We start from the raw sequence: 15,105 nt of genomic DNA on the forward strand, positions 1-15,105 counted from the left end.
TCTGGGAGTTGCTTACGGCTCACTGTTGCCGGCCGCCGTGGCGTGTTCCGTTTCCGTCGAGGCTTCCGCGGCGGAGGAAGTGATCACCTCGGAGCGTCGGCCGCCCCGGTCCATGAGGCCGCCCGTGAAAGCGAGGCCGAGGCCGGCCACCGCGAGGGCGGCGCCGACGAGGCTCGGGGAAGCCCAGCCCCAGCCCGCCGAGATGGCCAGTCCCCCGAGCCAGGCGCCACCCGCGTTGGCCAGGTTGAAGGCGGAGTGGTTGGAGGCCGCGGCCATCGTCGGCGCGTTCTTCGCCTTGGCCATGAGGAGCATCTGGACGGGCGTGGTGACGAAGGCGCCCATCGCACCGATGAAGGTGATCGTCGCCAGGGCGGGGAGGGTGCTGTGGACGGTGAAGTAGAAGGTCACCAGCGCTGCGGCGAGCAGGGCGAGGCCCCCGTGGAGCGTCGGGCGCAGGGCGCGGTCCGTGAGGGGGCCTGCGATCAGTGTGCCGAGAGTCATGCCGACGCCGTACAGCGCGAGGACCAGGGTGGTCGAGGAGTCGGAGATGCCCGTGACGTGCGTCAGCATCGGCACCAGGTAGCTGTAGACGGCGAAGAATCCGCCGAACCCCACCACGGCGGTGGCAAGGCCGATCGCGACCTGCGTGTTGCCCATCGCCCGCAACTCGTGCCGGATTCCGGACTGGCTGCCTCGGGGCTGGTGGGGGACGAAGAGGGCCAGCGCGGCGACAGCCACGAGCCCGATGACGGCGACGGCACCGTAGGCGGACCGCCAGCCGAACTGCTGACCGAGAGCGGTGCCGGCCGGCACGCCGACAATGTTCGCGACGGTCAGTCCGAGAAACATCCTGGAGACGGCGCGGGCGGCTCGCTCGGGGGCGACCAGCCGGGAGGCGACGACCGCGCCGACACCGAACAAGGCGCCGTGCGGCAGCCCGGCCAGGAAACGTGCGGCGAACAGCAGACCGAAGTCGGGTGCGAGTGCGGAGGCGATGTTGCCGACCACGAACAGCCCCGACAGGAACAGCAGGAGCCGTTTGTGCGGTATGCGTGCCCCGATGCCGGTCAGGACCGGGGCGCCGACGACGACACCGAGCGCGTATGCCGATACGAGATTGCCGGCGTGGGGCACCGACACACCGACGCCGTCGGCGATCTGGGGCAGCAGCCCCATCGTGGCGAATTCGGTGGTGCCGATACCGAAGGCGACGACAGCCAGGGCCAGCAGAGCCAGAGGCATGGTGCGGGTGAACCTTTCAGCGCAAGCAGTGCGGGGACGAGGGAGCGGAGAACCGCCGAGGTCGTCCAGATCCCACGGTCGGCCGCGTCGAGCACCATTGCCCTGCGCACCCCCAAACAGGGCGAGCCCATGAACAGTGCAGCAGCGGCAGGAGACCGCGCATTCCAAGATCGGGCCGCAGCCTGACGTGATCTACGTCATGGCACCGTTGCGTCGATCAAGCCGTCCGCGCCCGCCCGGAGGCGGGCGCGGACGCAGCCTCAGCCGGTGTAGGCGGCGAAGATCTTCGCGAACTCATAGGGGGACTGGGGGATGTTGGTGCACTGGTAGAGCGCGCCCGTGCAGGCGTTGCGGTCCCGGGTGGCCTCCCAGAAGGCGAGCTCTCCCAGGTGCTTGCCCTGGGCGAAGGAGACCAGCCGGCGGGCGTCGGCCTGGTCGTAGATGTGGCCGTCGTCGTTCTGTCCGAGCATCGGAGTCACTCCGACCATCGCCCAGAGCCGGGCGTCGGTCCTGCTCGGGTAGAGCGACTTCAGCTGGGTGAAGGTGCTCTGTGCGGCCTGGACGGCGGCGTCGCCGTAGTCGACGCTGCGGTAGTAGTCCATGGCCATGACGTTCACCACGTCGAGGTCGACTCCGGCGTCGCGCGCCGACTGCACCACGTTCAGGCCGTCCGAGGTCAGCCCCTCCGGCAGGACGGGCAGCGTCAGCGAGATCCGCAGCCCTGGGTGGGCCTGCTGCAGGCGCGCCAGGGCCTGGGAGCGGCGGGCGACGGAGGCCGGGTCCGCGGTGGCCGCGCCTTCGATGTCGAAGTCGACGTACTTCAGGCCGTAGGCGGTCACCACCGCGTTGTACTCGGCGTACAGGGCGTCCACCGAGCCGCAGGCCTGGGCCAGTTCGATGCCGCTGGCGCCGCCGAAGGAGACCTTGACGTCTCCGCCGGCGGCCCGGATGGCGTCGATCTGGTCCTTGGCCCAGCCGTTACGCGGGTCGTAGGCGTTGAACCACATCGCCTTGCAGCCGGAGGCGGTGATGAAGGCCATCGTGTAGTTCTTCACGCCGCTCGCCGAGGCCATGTCGGGCATGCTCGGCGTGGGCCACGCCCCCATGTCGATGTACGGGGCGGTGAACAGGCCGCCGCTCGGCGGCTGTCCGCCGGCGGAGGTCGTACCGCTGACGGCTGCGGAGTAGGCGGACACGTTGCCGGCGGCGTCGCGGGCCCGCACGCGGAAGGCGTAGCTCGTGGCGGCCTGCAGGCCGGTGGCAGTGTAGGAGGTGCCGGTCACGGTGACGGGCGTGCCGCCGTCGCGCGAGATCTCGTAACCGGCGACGGATCCGGAGTCGTCGGTGGCGGCGCTCCAGCGCACGGTCAGGGAGGAGGCGGTCGCGGAGCCGACGGTCACAGCGGCCGGGACACTGGGCGGTGTGGTGTCGGTGCTCGAACCACCCGTGCAGGAAGCGCCGTTGAGCTTGCAGCCGGTGGGCGTGCCGGTGCCGTTGGACACCCATCCGAAGGAAGCGGACGCGCCCGGCGCCAGGGTGCCGTTGTACTCACGGTTCTTGAAGGTGTAGTGGTTGCCGCTCTGGGTGAGCAGTGCGTCCCAGTACGAGCCGACGGTGGTGCCGGAGGGCAGGTCGAACTCGACGCTCCAGCCGGACAGGGTGGTGCTGCCGGCGTTCGTGATGGTGTACGCGCCCTGGTAACCGCCGTCCCACGCCGACGTCTTGGAGAAGGCGGCGTCGGGTGTGCCCGCGGCGGAGGCGGGCGGGGCCAGGATCAGGAGGAGCAGCCCGGTGAACAGGGTGAGAAGTACCGATGGTCTTCGCATGTGCTGCCTCCACTGGGGGGTGGGCGCCGGGTGACGCGTAAAGCCGCAGAGTTGGTCCATACCAATCCTCTGGCATGTACATATCGAGCGAGAGCCGGGCCGTCAAGCCCAACTGGGGCAGAATCACAAAGAGTTCTTCGCGAAGGACCCTTTGCGAAGAACTCTTTGCGGTTTAGAGTGCGTGACATGGCAGACATAGGCGCAGGGCCGGAAGGCCCACAAGTCGCGGCAGACGCAGTGGTTCTGGACGCCAAGGGCCTGCGCGCCCTGGCTCACCCGGTGCGTGTGCACCTGGTCGGGCTGCTGCGGAAGTACGGGCCGTCGACGGCCACCCGTCTCGCGGAGCGGCTGGGCGTCAACTCCGGGACCGCCAGCTATCACCTGCGTCAGCTCGGCGCGGCCGGTTTCGTCGAGGAGGACACGGAACGCGGCAACGCACGAGAGCGCTGGTGGCGATCGGTGCATCAGATGACGGAGTTCAGCGACCGGGAGCTGGCCGACCGAGAGCCCGAGGCCGCCCTGGCCTACCTGCAGTCCGTCGCCGCCATCTACACCCTGCGTGCCCAGCGGACGCTGAACGAGCTGCAGACGATGCCGCGTGCCTGGCGGGACAGCTTCGACATGAGCGACTGGGCCCTGCGGCTCACACCCGAGGAGGCCGACACCCTGCGTCAGGAGCTGAGGGATGTCATCGCCCGCTACCGCCGGGACACGCCGGAGGCGGCAGCGGACGCCCCCGAGGGTGCCGAGCGGGTGTCAGTGGTCACGCACCTTCTGCCCGAGCTGGATGCGCCCGCCGTGCCACGCGCCCGTTCCGGCCGCGGAGAAGCCACGGGAACGCAGGCGTCATGACGGGCGACGTCCTGGACGCCGAGGGCATATCCGGCAACCGGTCCTTACGGCCGCTGGGCGGCGTGCTGGCGGCCATGGCCGTGTCACTGACCGGGACCCGGATCTCGGCGGTGGCCCTGCCCTGGTTCGTTCTCGTCACGACCGGCAGCGCCACCCGGACCGGGCTGGTGGCCTTCTGTGAGATGGCTCCCTATGTGCTGGTCAAGGCGTTGACCGGGCCGCTGGTGGACCGGATCGGGCCGCGGACCGTGTCCTGGACCACGGATCTGGCCAGTGCAACGGCCGCCGCCGCGGTTCCCCTGCTGCACGCCCTGCACCTGCTGTCCTTTCCGCTCCTGCCGGCTCTGGTCGCGGTGATCGGCGCCGCCCGCGGCCCTGGCGACCTGGCCAAGCAGGTCATGGTCCCGGAAGCGGCAGAGCGCGGCAGGGTGCCGCTGGAACGGGCAACCGGTCTTTCGGGCGTGACCGAGAGGCTCGCCTCCACCATCGGCCCGGCGGCCGGCGGCTCCCTCGTGGCGCTGCTGGGCCCGCTGACCGGGCTCGTCGCCAACGCGGGCTGCTTTGCCCTCGGATCGGTGATCATCGCATTGGCCCTGCCCCGAGGCATGGGGCATGCGGTGGAAGCGGGTTCCTCGCAGGCCGGGGAGGCGGGATCGGGCTACTGGCAGCGGTTCGGCGCGGGCCTCACCTTCCTGCGCGGCGAACCGTTGCTGCTCACCGTGATCGTCATGGTGGGGATCACCAATCTGCTGGATGCCGCGTTCGCCACGGTGCTCATGCCCGTCTGGGCCAAAGCGTCCGGCAACGGGCCGACTGCCATCGGCCTGACGGGCAGCGTGATGGGAGCGGCGGCAGTCGGGGGGAGCCTGATCGCCGCAGTGGCCGCCCACCGGCTGCCCCGCAGGGCGGTGTTCTTCACGGGGTTCCTGCTGGCCGGGGCACCGAGATTCCTGATCCTCGCCGTCGATGCCCCCTTTGGCGCGGTGCTGGCCGTCTTCGCGGTCAGTGGGTTCGGGTCAGGCTTCCTCAATCCGGTGCTGGGGGCCGTCCTCTTCGAACGGGTGCCGCGCCGGATGCTGGGGCGGGTCAACGCGCTCGGTGACTCGCTGGCCTGGGCCGGTATCCCTCTCGGCGGACTGCTCGCCGGGGCGGCGGTGGCCTCCGTCGGGCTCGTGCCGGTGCTGCTCGCCTGCGGGACCGTGTACTTCCTCACAACGAACCTCACGGGACTGCGGCCCGAATGGCGCGAGATGGACCGTGGCGGTGGACGAGGTGTCGTCACGCCGCATGCCGACGACGAGGCTTCACGCGGCAGCGCGAGCGTCACGCCATGACATGGACAGCGGGCGCGCCCCTTCCTCGACCAGCCCCTGCCGTCCTCGCGGCGGGCATTAATCCGGCAGTACTGCTGTTGCACCACTGGACGCCTGCCACAACAGTCCCGACCGGCGTCACCCAGGAACAGGCGAGAACGGAACGGGCGGCATGAGCGACACACAGACCGGCAACCGCATACGGGCCGCCGCACCGACTCCGGACAGCGATCTGCTCGAGCGGGTACGCCGGCACCGGCGGCACACCCTGGAACTGCTGACCGTCTGCGCCGTCGCTCTCGTCCCCTGGACCGTGCTGCTGGCAGCGACCCTGCCCTCCGGGTACCAGGTCCATCACTGGCGCGTCACCTGGGTGGGGTTCGACGTCCTGCTCGTGGTCGCGATGGCCTCCACCGCGCTTCTCGGGTGGCTGCGGCACCGCGCCGTCATCGTGGCGGCTGCCGCAACGGCCCTGCTGTTGATCTGCGACGCATGGTTCGACGTGTCCCTCGCCTTCGGCACCCCGGAGATCTGGCTCTCGGCGGCACTGGCCGTGTTCGCCGAACTGCCTCTGGCCTTCTATCTGATCCGCCGGGTGACGGGGATGATCTCGTTGGTCCAGTGGCCCTCCGCCAAGGCCGCGGCGTGCAGCGACGAGCAGGCCGCCGACCTGGACGCCTGAAGGATCCCTGGCACGGCGGCCGCCTGCTCCGCCGGGGTTCAGCCCGTGCGCTGCTGCGCCGCGGGCGTCACCGTCTCCGGGTGCGGAGACGACGGTGCCACCCGCAGCAGGCGGGCGGCCCAGCCCGGCAGCTGCCAGTTCCACGGGCCGAACAGCGAAACCAGCGACGGAACCAGCAGCATCCGCACGATGGTCGCATCCAGCAGGATGCCGATGCCAAGGCCTGTCGCCAGCGTCTTCAGATCAGTGCCGGGACCGGAGGCGAGCGCGGCGAAGGCGAGGAAGAGGATCAGAGCGGCGCTGGTGACCAGCCGGCCGGTGCGGCCGAGTCCCTCGATCACGGCGGCGTCGGTGGAGCGGCCGGTGTCGTACTCCTCTCGGATGCGGGAGAGGATGAACACCTCGTAGTCCATGGACAGTCCGAACAGGAACGCGAAGACCATCAGCGGGATCCAGAAGGTGATCGCGCCGGTGGCCGCGATGCCGAAGACCGCGTCGGAGCCGTGACCGTCCTGCCAGAAGATCACCATCAGGCCGAGGGTCGCCGCCAGGGAGATCAGGTTCAGCAGGACAGCCTTGAGCGGCAGCAGCAGGGAGCGGAAGGCGCGCACCAGCAGGACGTACGTCAGCAGCGCGATGATGGTGAGCATCAGCGGGAAGTTGCCGTAGACGGCGTGCATGAAGTCGATCTGTGCCGCGCCGATGCCGGCGACGCCGAGGACGCCGGGCAGGCCGTCCGCGGCGCTCTTGACCCGTTTGACCACGCCCACGCTCTTGGAGTTCACGGTCTCGTGGTCGGGGATGACGACGACGATGCTCTGCCCGGCGCGGTTGCCGGCCGGTCCTGACGGCACGAACACGCTGCTCACACCGTCGATGCCGGCGAGCTTGGCGGCGGCCGTGCGGGCCTGGTCGGTGCGGACCAGGACCTCCATGGGGGTCAGGGCGCCGGTCGGCACACCGCCGCGTTCCAGGGTCTGCAGGCTCTCGTAGGCCGGGCCGCTCATGGCCAGTGACTCGGAGGAGGCGAGACCGATCTTGATGCCGAGGAAGACGCCGGTGAGGGCGAAGAGTGCGGCCAGCGCCGTGGCCGCGGCGATCCAGCGGCGCCGTACGACAGCAGTGGTCCACCGGCTCCAGAAGCGGCTGGCCCGGTTCTCGTGCCGGATCTTCGGCCAGTCGACCCTGGGTCCGATACCGCCCAGGATCGCCGGGGTGAGCGTGAGCGTCGTCAGCACGCTGGCCAGCGGGATGAGTGCCCCGCCGTAGCCCATGCTCCGCATGAACGGGACCGGCAGGACCACCAGCGCCAGCAGTCCGATCGCGACGGTGACGCCGCTGAACAGCACCGCGTGCCCGGCGCGTTCCATCGCGACGACGACCGCGTCGTGATTGTCCCGGCCGCGGTCGCGCTCCTCGCGCCAGCGGGTGACGAACAGCAGCGAGTAGTCGATCGCCACGCCCAGGCCGATGAGGGCGACCAGGAACTGCACGATGAACGACACATCGGTCGCATAGGTGAGCGGCAGCAGCATCACGAAGGTCGCGAGGATCGACACCGCGGCCACCACCAGCGGCAGCAGGGCCAGGAAGGACGCGAACACGAAGGCGAGTACGGCCAGAGCGCCGACGGCGCCGAGAAGGGTCTCCCCGAGGACGCCCGGCCCGCCGCCGTTGTCGCCGCCGGAGGCCAGCACGTCCTCCCCCGTCACGCCGATCGCAGAACCCGCCGGCACGGCGTGCTGCGCAGCCGACCGGATCGGATCCGTCAGCAGCTTCTGGCTGGGGGACGGGTTGAACCGGTAGAACACCAGGGCGTAGGACGTACGGTCGTCCTTCGTCCGGAACGCCTTGTCCCCGGTGTTCGCCTCGTCGATCACCCGTAGGCCGGGGACGGCTGTGCCGGCGGCCGTGAACGCCCGTCCGACGTCTCTCTCGTGACCGGTGACCGTCTGCCCTGCGGGGAGTGTGACCGAGACCAGATAGGGGTTCGTGTCACCGCCGCTGCCGAAGGCGCGCTCGATGCGGTGCGCTGTCACCGTGCCGGGCTGGCCCGGCAGGGAGAAGTCGATCGTCAGCCGGTCCGTCGTCCGGCCGGCCAGGAGGATGCCGGCGACGAGCACCAGTCCCCAGAACCCCACAACCGCCTTGCGATGCCGCAGAACGAACTCGGCCCACCGCCGCATGCCCGGGCCCTCCCCACGTTGTAGGTTGCGGGAGTCTAGCGCTATGCACCCTTCATTCACTATCAGGTGAATCGATGACTTTTGATGCGATCCAGTGCCGTGTCGCCCAGAGCATGGGAGCTGCCCGCGCCGAAGAAGATCACGCCGGGATGGGTCGGTGTCTGGTTGAGGACCCACAGGCCGATCGGGGTGGCGAGGGTGAAGACCACCGCGATCAGCGCGGCCGGCTCGAGGCGGCGCAGCCAGTCGCGCGGGCCGTGCGGTAGGCGTCGGGGGCGGCCTGCACACCGCCGGCCAAGGCCTGAGGGCCTCGCGCAGCTCCTGTTCCGTCCGGTCCGGTGAGGTGTCGTTCATCGCCGGGCCTCCCCACCGGGCGGGTGCGCATCCTTCGGTGATGCGCACCCGCCTCACGTGCATGGAGGTTCATGGTCGAGGGCGGCAGTGCCGGGCCATCTCGATGCTGAGTTGTGCGCCCAGTTCTGCAAAGCCCAGTGCGGCCGCAACCCGTCGGGAGGCCGTACGCCTAGCGCGCCATTGCGGCAGCAGCCCGGCAGCGAAGGCGTGTGCGACCGTTGCGGAACCCGTCACCCGGGCAAGTCCGCGCCCTCGCGCGTGCGGTGCGGTCAGTACGCAGATGTGGGCGGTTCTGCCCGGCCAGGTTCGGTATCCCGCGGCGGCGACCACCTGACCACGCTCACGGACCACGAACGCGGGCGACGTGATCTCGTCCAGGCCCGCCTCACCGGCGTCCTCGGGTCCTGCCACCTCTTCCAGAAGCCTCAACTCCCTGTCGTCGGCGGGCAGTTGATCCACTCCCGGTGCACCGGGGTGCACCAGCCGGAATCGCTCCGGCGACAGGTACGACAACACCGCCGGACCGAGCACTCTGCTCACGGGCAGCACCGTACGGACCGAATCCGCGTCCACGACGGCCTGCGCCGGAAGTTCCCGCAATGCGTCGCGAACGATCGCAGCGGCGCCGCCGTTGGGCGCGGTCACGATCGCCGATCCGCCCAGGACCACCACGCCGACCCAGCCCGCAGGGCACATCCCGGATTCCGGGGAGACGGCCACGTTGACCCCGCCGAACGGCGGGAACGGGACCGGCACTCCGGCCAGCTCCTCCCAGGATCGGCGGGCTGTGGCCAGGAGCGGATCGATCGACATGGCCCCGATCCTGTCAGCGCCGGCTCAGAAGTGGGTGGCGATCCCAAAGACTCGGCGGAGTTGAGCCATGTCGTGCCGATCACGATCGGACGGCTCATACCCCTGGTGGAAGAAGACCTGCTGCGCGGCAGACAGACACGGGACCGCCACTCCCCCGATGGTGCCCGAAACGAAACACGAGGAGGGGTAGATGAACGGACGCTCCGGTACGGGTGATGCCTGTTCTGCGGATCCGTCGTCGTTGAAGATCAGCGGATGGAGGTCGATCGCCCGTCCGGCCGCGTCGGTGACGACGAACCGGACGGGCCGCCAGTCGACGCTCTCGGCGAAACCCTGCTCGGAGAGGACCGCCAGTACGGCCGCTTCCTGATCCTGGCGGTGCATCAGGTCCAGGTCGCGGTGGTCACGGGTCTGCTCTCCGATCAGCGCGTCGATCCCCCAGCCGCCGCCGATCCAGATGTCGGCCTCGGCCTGTCGCAGCAGGGTCAGGACCGACAGCACGTCTTCCGCCGTCATCACGTGTCGCAGGTTAGAAGGGACCACGTGGTGCCGCGAACGAATTCCCACGACCCCGCGGGCGGCGGCGATTGCATGGAGAAGAGAGCACCATGATTGGCTGGCCCCGGGCAGTGCGACAACACACCGGAGGGTACGCAGCATGAGCAATGGATACAGCTTCGAGTACAAGGTCGTCAGTTTCCGGGAGTCGCTGATCGGTGACGCGCTGGACAGCGACAAGCTGGAGAAGGTTCTCAACAAGCATGCCGAGGACGGCTGGGGCCTGAAGGCAATCACCTCCGCCGACGTCAAGGGGCGTATCGGCCCCGGGGCGGTGGAGGGCCTGCTCCTCACCTTCGAGCGGCCCCGCGCATAGCGCCGGTTGCATCACGGTCTCCGGCATCGGGTCCCCGTAGTGCGCGGACCCGATGCCGTGTCAGCTGTGCCCGCCTGGGGCGTCGAGGGCTGCGGCCCGCAGAGCTGTGCCACACGCGTGACCGGTTCGGTGGGTAGGTGCGGGAGGCGGGCGAGGAGCAGGCGCCGTTGCTCCTGGGGGCCGCCGCGGACCGGGAGGATGCGTACGCCTGGCGGCGCGGCGGGGGCGAGTGTCGCGGGCACGGTGGTGAGGCCGCAGCCGGCGGCGACGAGGTGGAGTTTGGCCAGCCAGTCGCGGGCGGTGTGGGCGATCTGGGGCCGCTCGTCGAGGCCGGGCCACACTCCCATCAGCCGGTCCTGGCCTGAGCCGGCGCTCCCGATCCAGCGCTGCCCGCGCAGGTCGGCGACATCGACGAAGTCACCGCGGGCCAGGGGGTGGCCGGCCGGCACCGCGAGATGCAGGGCACGTTCGCCGAGCGTCTGCAGGGCGAGCGGGGGCGACTCGGTGTCCGGCGGGCGGAACGGTGGCATCGAGGCCAGGAGGGCGAGGTCCAGGGTGCCGGCCCGCAGGGCGCGCACCAGTGCCGGGGTGGTGCCTTCCCGGCTGACGACGTCGAGTCCCGGGTCCGTGCGGCGCAGCATGGCAAGTGCCGTGGGGAGCAGGACGGCTCCCGCGCTGGGGAACCAGCCCAGACGGACCGTGCCGGACTGCTCGGGCAGGCCGGACAGTTCGCGCGCGGTCGCATCGATCTCGTCGAGCACGGTCGTCGCGCGGCGCATCACGATGCGGCCGGCGGCGGTCAGGCGTACGCCGTCGCGCCGCCGTTCCAGCAGCTCCGCGTCGGCCGCCCGTTCGATCGCGGCGATCTGCCGGGACACCGCCGACTGGGTGTAGCCCAGCGTCGCGGCGGCCGCGGTGAAGGTTCCCTGTTCGGCCACCGCGCGCAAGACGCGCAACGCGGTCAGTGACACATCCGTGAAGTCCATGACGATTGCGCATACTAGCTGTGCCCAACTTTCGTTGGACTCATGGAGCCTGGCGTTCTTAGCGTGGGGGGCATGAATGCTTCGCGACTCGCTCTCGTCACCGGCGCCAACCAAGGCCTGGGCCGCGCACTGACCGAGGGGCTGGCGGCCCGGATGAGTCAGGACGACCTGGTGCTGCTCACCGGCCGCGACCAGCGGCGCGTGGCGGACGCCGCCGACGCGGTGGCGCGGCTGCCCGGCACCCGCAGCAAGGTTCAGGGCCGGGTCCTGGACGTCAGCGACACCTGCGCCGTCACCGCACTCGCCGATGATCTGCGCGCCCGCTACGGCGGTGTCGACGTCGTGATCTCCAATGCGGTCGCGCGCGTGCTGCCGGAGGAGTCGCAGGCCGCGCGGGCCGACGAGTTCATCGATGTCTCCAACACCGCCACCCACGCGATCCTGCGCTCCTTCGGACCGATCCTGCGGCCGGGCGGCCGACTGCTGGTGGTGGCCAGCAGCCTGGGCACCCTCGGCCACCTCGACCCGCGGCTGCACCAGCTGTTCGACGGTGCGAGCCTCGAACAGGTCGAGTCCGCCGTCGAGTCCTGGCGCAGCCGGATCCACGACAAGACCGCCGAAAAGGCGGGCTGGCCCCGGTGGCTGAACGTGCCCTCGAAGGTCGCCCAGGTCGCCGCCGTCCGCGCGGTGGCCGCCGAGCGCCGCGAGCGCGATCTCGCCACCGGCACCCTGATCGCCTCCGTGTGCCCCGGCATGGTCGACACCGCCACCTCCCGCCCCTGGTTCAGTGACTACAGCCACGCCCAGTCGCCCGCCCGGGCCGCCCGCGCGGTGCTCGACCTCGTCTTCGCCGAGCACGTCGATCCGGCGCTCTACGGAGAGTTGGTGCGCTTCGGCAAGGCCCTGCCCTGGCACGACGGCACGCCCCCGGTGGAACAGGACCGGCTGCTCACGCCCTGAACGCGTGGGGTGCGGCGCCGTACGGGGAAGGTGTGCGAACCGCGGGACCCCGTCACCGCGTTCGGCGCCGCGACGAGAGACGGCGTCGGACGGGCCTACCGGCAAACCACCGCCCACACCCGTCATCGCCTGGTCGAGATGGCCGCCCCTGCGGCAGGCCGGCCCTACGGCAGTCGTGCTGGAGCCGGGGCAGAGCAGTCGCCCGCTGACCCAGCACGACTGCCGTAGGGCCGGTCCCGCACGGGCGGACCCCTCAACGCCCTCGCTGAATGACCGGGGCACCGAACACGCCCCGTGGGCTTCCGGCGCTCAGAAGGCCCGGCAGGGGACGACCTCCTCAACGCCCTCGCCGGATGACAGGCGGCGCCGAGCACAGATCAATGGCGGGGCGCTCAGGGGGCGCCTCAGCGTTGGGCCACGGCCGCGACACTGCCCCCGTGCTCGCGCCAGGCCTGTTCGCGCAGTTCGGGCGACAGCAGGAGATCCACCGCTGTGCAGGCCAGGGCTTCCGTCGCGGCGAGCAGCACGCGGCGGGCGCGGTCGGAGGCTGCCGCGGTGGCGAACTCGGGGGTGTGGTCGGAGCCGTCCGGGTCCATGATCGCGACGAAGGGGTGGATCGCGGGGACGCGTCCGCTGACGCTGCCGATGTCCGAGGAGCCCAGGAAGACGCCTGGTGCCGGCGGTGTCAGGTCGATGCCCGCGCGGGCCAGGTGTCGGGCGAACCGTTGAGACAGGGGCGCGCTGTCGCGGAAGTGCTCGTAGCGCGGTGTGGCACGCCCGAAGGTGACCGTCGTACCCATGGCGCGGGCCACGCCCTGGGCACAGGTCAGCACCTCGCCCGCGAGGTCCTCCAGAGCGGCGGTCGTCGCGGCGCGCAGCCCGAACAGGCCTTCCGCGTACTCGGGGACGATGTTCGTCGCCAGGCCGCCGTCGGTGATGATGCCCTGGACGTGCGACCCCTGCGACAGGCGCGGGCCGATGGCTGCGAGGGCGTTGAACAGCTGGATGAGGGCCGCAAGGGCGTCGATGCCCTCGGTGGGGTTCCCGGTGGGGTGGGCGGCACGGCCGTGGAAGCCGATGCGGTACTGCGTCTGGGCGGTCAGGGGCGCCCACTGCCAGTTGTGGACGCCTGGATGGAACATCAGGGCGGCGTCGACGTCGTCGAAGACACCCGCCTCGGTCTCGGTGACCTTGCCGCCACCGCCCTCCTCCGCGGGCGTGCCCACGGCCCATACGGCCCCCGCGCCGTCCCCCAGCACGGCCCGTGCCGCGAGTGCGGCGCCGAGGCCGGCCGCGGCGATCAGATTGTGGCCGCAGGCGTGCCCCAGTCCGGGCAGGGCGTCGTACTCCAGGAGGAGGGCCACCGCCGGCCGGCGCACGGTCCCGGCCCGCGCGGCGAAGGCGGTGGGCAGTCCGGCGAGCTCCCGCTGCACCGCGAACCCCTCGCGTTCGAGCTCGCCGCTCAGCAGCCGCACCGCCCGGTGTTCCTCGAATCCGTACTCGGGGTCGGCGTGCAGGGCCAGGGCGACCTCCCACAGCCGCTCCGCGCGGGCGTCCACCTCCCTGATCACCCGTCCGAGCGCCTCGTCCACCGCGTCCGCCACACCGGCCTCCCGAGGTTTCCAGGTACGTGTGTGTCTCTGTGCGAGTTCCAACAAGTCGGCCGCCCACACCGTTAACCCGCTGCCGGAGGGGGCACTCGGGGCTGCGGCGGATCCGGACGGGGAGCCGCCGCTTCTTGGCTGGAGGTGAACAGGATGGGACACGGTGGAAACGTCATCGACGAGCTGATGACCGATCACCGGGAGGTCGAGGAGCTCTTCGGCCGGATCGAGGCGCTGCCGTCCGGTGACAAGACTCGGAAGGTGTACGCCGACCAGGCCACGATGGAACTGGTCCGGCACTCGGTGGCCGAGGAGGAGTACCTCTATCCGGCGGTGCGGGAACACCTCGTCAACGGCAACACCATGGCGGACAGGGAGATCGAGGACCACGCCGGCGCCGAGCAGATCATGAAGGACCTGGAGAGCTGCGACGCGGGCGACGCCGAGTTCGACCGTCTCGTCGGGAGGCTGATGAGCGAGGTACGCGCGCACATCGCCGACGAGGAGGAGAACCTCTTCCCCCAGCTGCGCACGGCATGCTCGGCGGAAGCACTCGACAAGCTGGGAGACAAGGTCCGCCAGGCCAAGAAGCTGGCGCCGACCCGGCCGCACCCCTCCGCACCCGACACGCCTCCGGCCAACAAGCTGCTGGCGCCGGGGGCCGGGCTGGTCGACCGTATGCGTGACGCGCTGAGCGGCCGCGGCAAGCACGAGTGACGGGACCCGCCACCTGGACGGCCTGCTCTCAGGCGGGCTGTCCCGGCTTGAGCAGGGTCATCAGCTGGTCCTGATGGAGCGCGGTCACCGGGGCGAGCAGGTCGGGGTGGCGCAGCAGGGCCGCCGCCCGCCGGTCGCTCTCGTCAGGGGCCACCAGGCGCCGGAACGCGATGGGCGTTGTGGCCGTGTGGCTGCCCTCGGCGAGAGCGGCCACCGCGCGGCCGGCCAGTTCCGGGTCGCTCAGCAGACAGGCCGCCCAGCTGGCCACGACCTCGTCGACCCAGGTACGCCAGGCGTGGGCGTCCGGGTCCTGGGTGTCGGCGTCGTCCGCGCCGGCGATCCAGTCGAGCCGGGCGGATCCTCCGGGGCCCGCCATGCCGACCAGGGCCGCGTCCACCGGGGTGGGGTAGCGCAGCCAGGCGGCGACCGTCACGGCCTGGCGGGCCTGCACCTCGCACAGGGCCGAGGCCAGTGCGCCGCCGCCCGAGGGGTAGGCACAGGTCAGCCACTGGGCGGTCGCCGCGATGAGCGGGGAAAGGTCTGCGAGCACTGCGGGAGCCGTCCGTACTGCGTGGGGAGAGAGCAAGGGCGTGCGAAAAACGGTAGCTCGCCGGCTCGGGCAGGGACATGCCCGCATCCGCTCCGGTGACGTGGCATCGACCACAGCGGCGCGGGAACCCGGTGGGTCTCTGCACG

At 70.8% G+C, this 15,105-nt stretch carries 13 protein-coding genes and 2 pseudogenes; 6 read left to right on the top strand and 9 right to left on the bottom strand.

The window, feature by feature from the left end; all coding sequences use genetic code 11:
* Positions 1–12: 12 nt before the first annotated feature.
* Both ACWCRD_RS42300 and ACWCRD_RS42305 read right to left on the bottom strand, forming a co-directional pair.
* A complete protein-coding gene (locus tag ACWCRD_RS42300; RefSeq protein WP_450970996.1) occupies positions 13–1,242 on the bottom strand; it encodes an MFS transporter in 1,230 nt (409 codons plus the stop codon).
* 260 nt (positions 1,243–1,502) lie between these two features.
* A complete protein-coding gene (locus ACWCRD_RS42305; RefSeq protein WP_450970997.1) occupies positions 1,503–3,068 on the bottom strand; it encodes a cellulose binding domain-containing protein in 1,566 nt (521 codons plus the stop codon).
* Positions 3,069–3,254: 186 nt separating this feature from the next.
* Between ACWCRD_RS42305 and ACWCRD_RS42310 the strand changes: the two genes are divergently transcribed.
* From ACWCRD_RS42310 to ACWCRD_RS42320, 3 genes are all read left to right on the top strand, one after another.
* The gene (locus tag ACWCRD_RS42310) at positions 3,255–3,920 is read left to right on the top strand and encodes an ArsR/SmtB family transcription factor (RefSeq protein WP_450970998.1); all 666 of its coding nucleotides are present in this window, start codon (positions 3,255–3,257) and stop codon (positions 3,918–3,920) included.
* Positions 3,917–5,254 (top strand): MFS transporter, encoded by a 1,338-nt coding sequence (locus tag ACWCRD_RS42315; RefSeq protein WP_450970999.1) that lies wholly within the window; start codon positions 3,917–3,919, stop codon positions 5,252–5,254. Before ACWCRD_RS42310 ends, ACWCRD_RS42315 begins: the two co-directional genes overlap by 4 nt.
* 151 nt (positions 5,255–5,405) lie before the next feature.
* Positions 5,406–5,915 carry a hypothetical protein gene (locus ACWCRD_RS42320; RefSeq protein WP_450971000.1) on the top strand — a complete coding sequence of 170 codons (510 nt, stop codon included), beginning with the start codon at positions 5,406–5,408 and terminating at the stop codon, positions 5,913–5,915.
* A gap of 38 nt (positions 5,916–5,953) precedes the next feature.
* Here the strand turns inward: ACWCRD_RS42320 and ACWCRD_RS42325 are convergent, their stop codons facing one another.
* The 4 genes and pseudogenes from ACWCRD_RS42325 to ACWCRD_RS42340 all read right to left on the bottom strand — a co-directional run bounded on the left by ACWCRD_RS42325 (position 5,954) and on the right by ACWCRD_RS42340 (position 9,784).
* Positions 5,954–8,101: an MMPL family transporter gene (locus ACWCRD_RS42325; RefSeq protein ID WP_450971001.1), complete on the bottom strand. Its 2,148-nt coding sequence runs from the start codon at positions 8,099–8,101 to the stop codon at positions 5,954–5,956.
* Between the two features lie 62 nt (positions 8,102–8,163).
* Positions 8,164–8,455 (bottom strand): annotated as a pseudogene (locus ACWCRD_RS42330) (hypothetical protein).
* Positions 8,456–8,524: 69 nt separating this feature from the next.
* Positions 8,525–9,268 carry a GNAT family N-acetyltransferase gene (locus ACWCRD_RS42335; RefSeq protein WP_450971002.1) on the bottom strand — a complete coding sequence of 248 codons (744 nt, stop codon included), beginning with the start codon at positions 9,266–9,268 and terminating at the stop codon, positions 8,525–8,527.
* 24 nt (positions 9,269–9,292) lie between these two features.
* A complete protein-coding gene (locus ACWCRD_RS42340; protein WP_450971026.1) occupies positions 9,293–9,784 on the bottom strand; it encodes a nucleotidyltransferase domain-containing protein in 492 nt (163 codons plus the stop codon).
* A gap of 142 nt (positions 9,785–9,926) precedes the next feature.
* On the opposite strand from ACWCRD_RS42340, the gene ACWCRD_RS42345 reads away from it, so the two are divergent.
* Positions 9,927–10,142: a DUF4177 domain-containing protein gene (locus ACWCRD_RS42345; protein WP_450971003.1), complete on the top strand. Its 216-nt coding sequence runs from the start codon at positions 9,927–9,929 to the stop codon at positions 10,140–10,142.
* A 60-nt stretch (positions 10,143–10,202) separates the two neighbouring features.
* Here the strand turns inward: ACWCRD_RS42345 and ACWCRD_RS42350 are convergent.
* Positions 10,203–11,128: pseudogene (locus ACWCRD_RS42350) on the bottom strand (LysR family transcriptional regulator).
* Between the two features lie 72 nt (positions 11,129–11,200).
* Here ACWCRD_RS42350 and ACWCRD_RS42355 point away from each other — a divergent pair.
* Positions 11,201–12,088, top strand: coding sequence for an SDR family NAD(P)-dependent oxidoreductase (locus ACWCRD_RS42355; RefSeq protein ID WP_450971004.1), 888 nt, complete (start codon positions 11,201–11,203; stop codon positions 12,086–12,088).
* A 404-nt stretch (positions 12,089–12,492) separates the two neighbouring features.
* On the opposite strand, the gene ACWCRD_RS42360 is transcribed toward ACWCRD_RS42355, so the two are convergent.
* Positions 12,493–13,692: an amidohydrolase gene (locus ACWCRD_RS42360; protein WP_450971005.1), complete on the bottom strand. Its 1,200-nt coding sequence runs from the start codon at positions 13,690–13,692 to the stop codon at positions 12,493–12,495.
* A 153-nt stretch (positions 13,693–13,845) separates the two neighbouring features.
* On the opposite strand from ACWCRD_RS42360, the gene ACWCRD_RS42365 reads away from it, so the two are divergent.
* Positions 13,846–14,409 (top strand): hemerythrin domain-containing protein, encoded by a 564-nt coding sequence (locus ACWCRD_RS42365; protein ID WP_450971006.1) that lies wholly within the window; start codon positions 13,846–13,848, stop codon positions 14,407–14,409.
* A 28-nt stretch (positions 14,410–14,437) separates the two neighbouring features.
* Here ACWCRD_RS42365 and ACWCRD_RS42370 read toward each other — a convergent pair whose 3' ends face one another.
* A complete protein-coding gene (locus tag ACWCRD_RS42370; protein WP_450971007.1) occupies positions 14,438–14,959 on the bottom strand; it encodes a hypothetical protein in 522 nt (173 codons plus the stop codon).
* Between the last annotated feature and the right edge of the window lie 146 nt (positions 14,960–15,105).

This window comes from Streptomyces sp. NPDC002092, assembly GCF_053593775.1.

What these genes read in the sequence shown, in the direction of transcription:
- ACWCRD_RS42345 (WP_450971003.1), top strand. Translation starts at nt 9,927, where the DNA reads ATGAGCAATGGATACAGCTTCGAGTACAAGGTCGTCAGTTTCCGGGAG.
- ACWCRD_RS42305 (WP_450970997.1), bottom strand. Translation starts at nt 3,068, where the DNA reads ATGCGAAGACCATCGGTACTTCTCACCCTGTTCACCGGGCTGCTCCTC.
- ACWCRD_RS42355 (WP_450971004.1), top strand. Translation starts at nt 11,201, where the DNA reads ATGAATGCTTCGCGACTCGCTCTCGTCACCGGCGCCAACCAAGGCCTG.
- ACWCRD_RS42325 (WP_450971001.1), bottom strand. Translation starts at nt 8,101, where the DNA reads ATGCGGCGGTGGGCCGAGTTCGTTCTGCGGCATCGCAAGGCGGTTGTG.
- ACWCRD_RS42300 (WP_450970996.1), bottom strand. Translation starts at nt 1,242, where the DNA reads ATGCCTCTGGCTCTGCTGGCCCTGGCTGTCGTCGCCTTCGGTATCGGC.
- ACWCRD_RS42315 (WP_450970999.1), top strand. Translation starts at nt 3,917, where the DNA reads ATGACGGGCGACGTCCTGGACGCCGAGGGCATATCCGGCAACCGGTCC.
- ACWCRD_RS42340 (WP_450971026.1), bottom strand. Translation starts at nt 9,784, where the DNA reads ATGACGGCGGAAGACGTGCTGTCGGTCCTGACCCTGCTGCGACAGGCC.
- ACWCRD_RS42365 (WP_450971006.1), top strand. Translation starts at nt 13,846, where the DNA reads ATGGGACACGGTGGAAACGTCATCGACGAGCTGATGACCGATCACCGG.
- ACWCRD_RS42310 (WP_450970998.1), top strand. Translation starts at nt 3,255, where the DNA reads ATGGCAGACATAGGCGCAGGGCCGGAAGGCCCACAAGTCGCGGCAGAC.
- ACWCRD_RS42320 (WP_450971000.1), top strand. Translation starts at nt 5,406, where the DNA reads ATGAGCGACACACAGACCGGCAACCGCATACGGGCCGCCGCACCGACT.
- ACWCRD_RS42335 (WP_450971002.1), bottom strand. Translation starts at nt 9,268, where the DNA reads ATGTCGATCGATCCGCTCCTGGCCACAGCCCGCCGATCCTGGGAGGAG.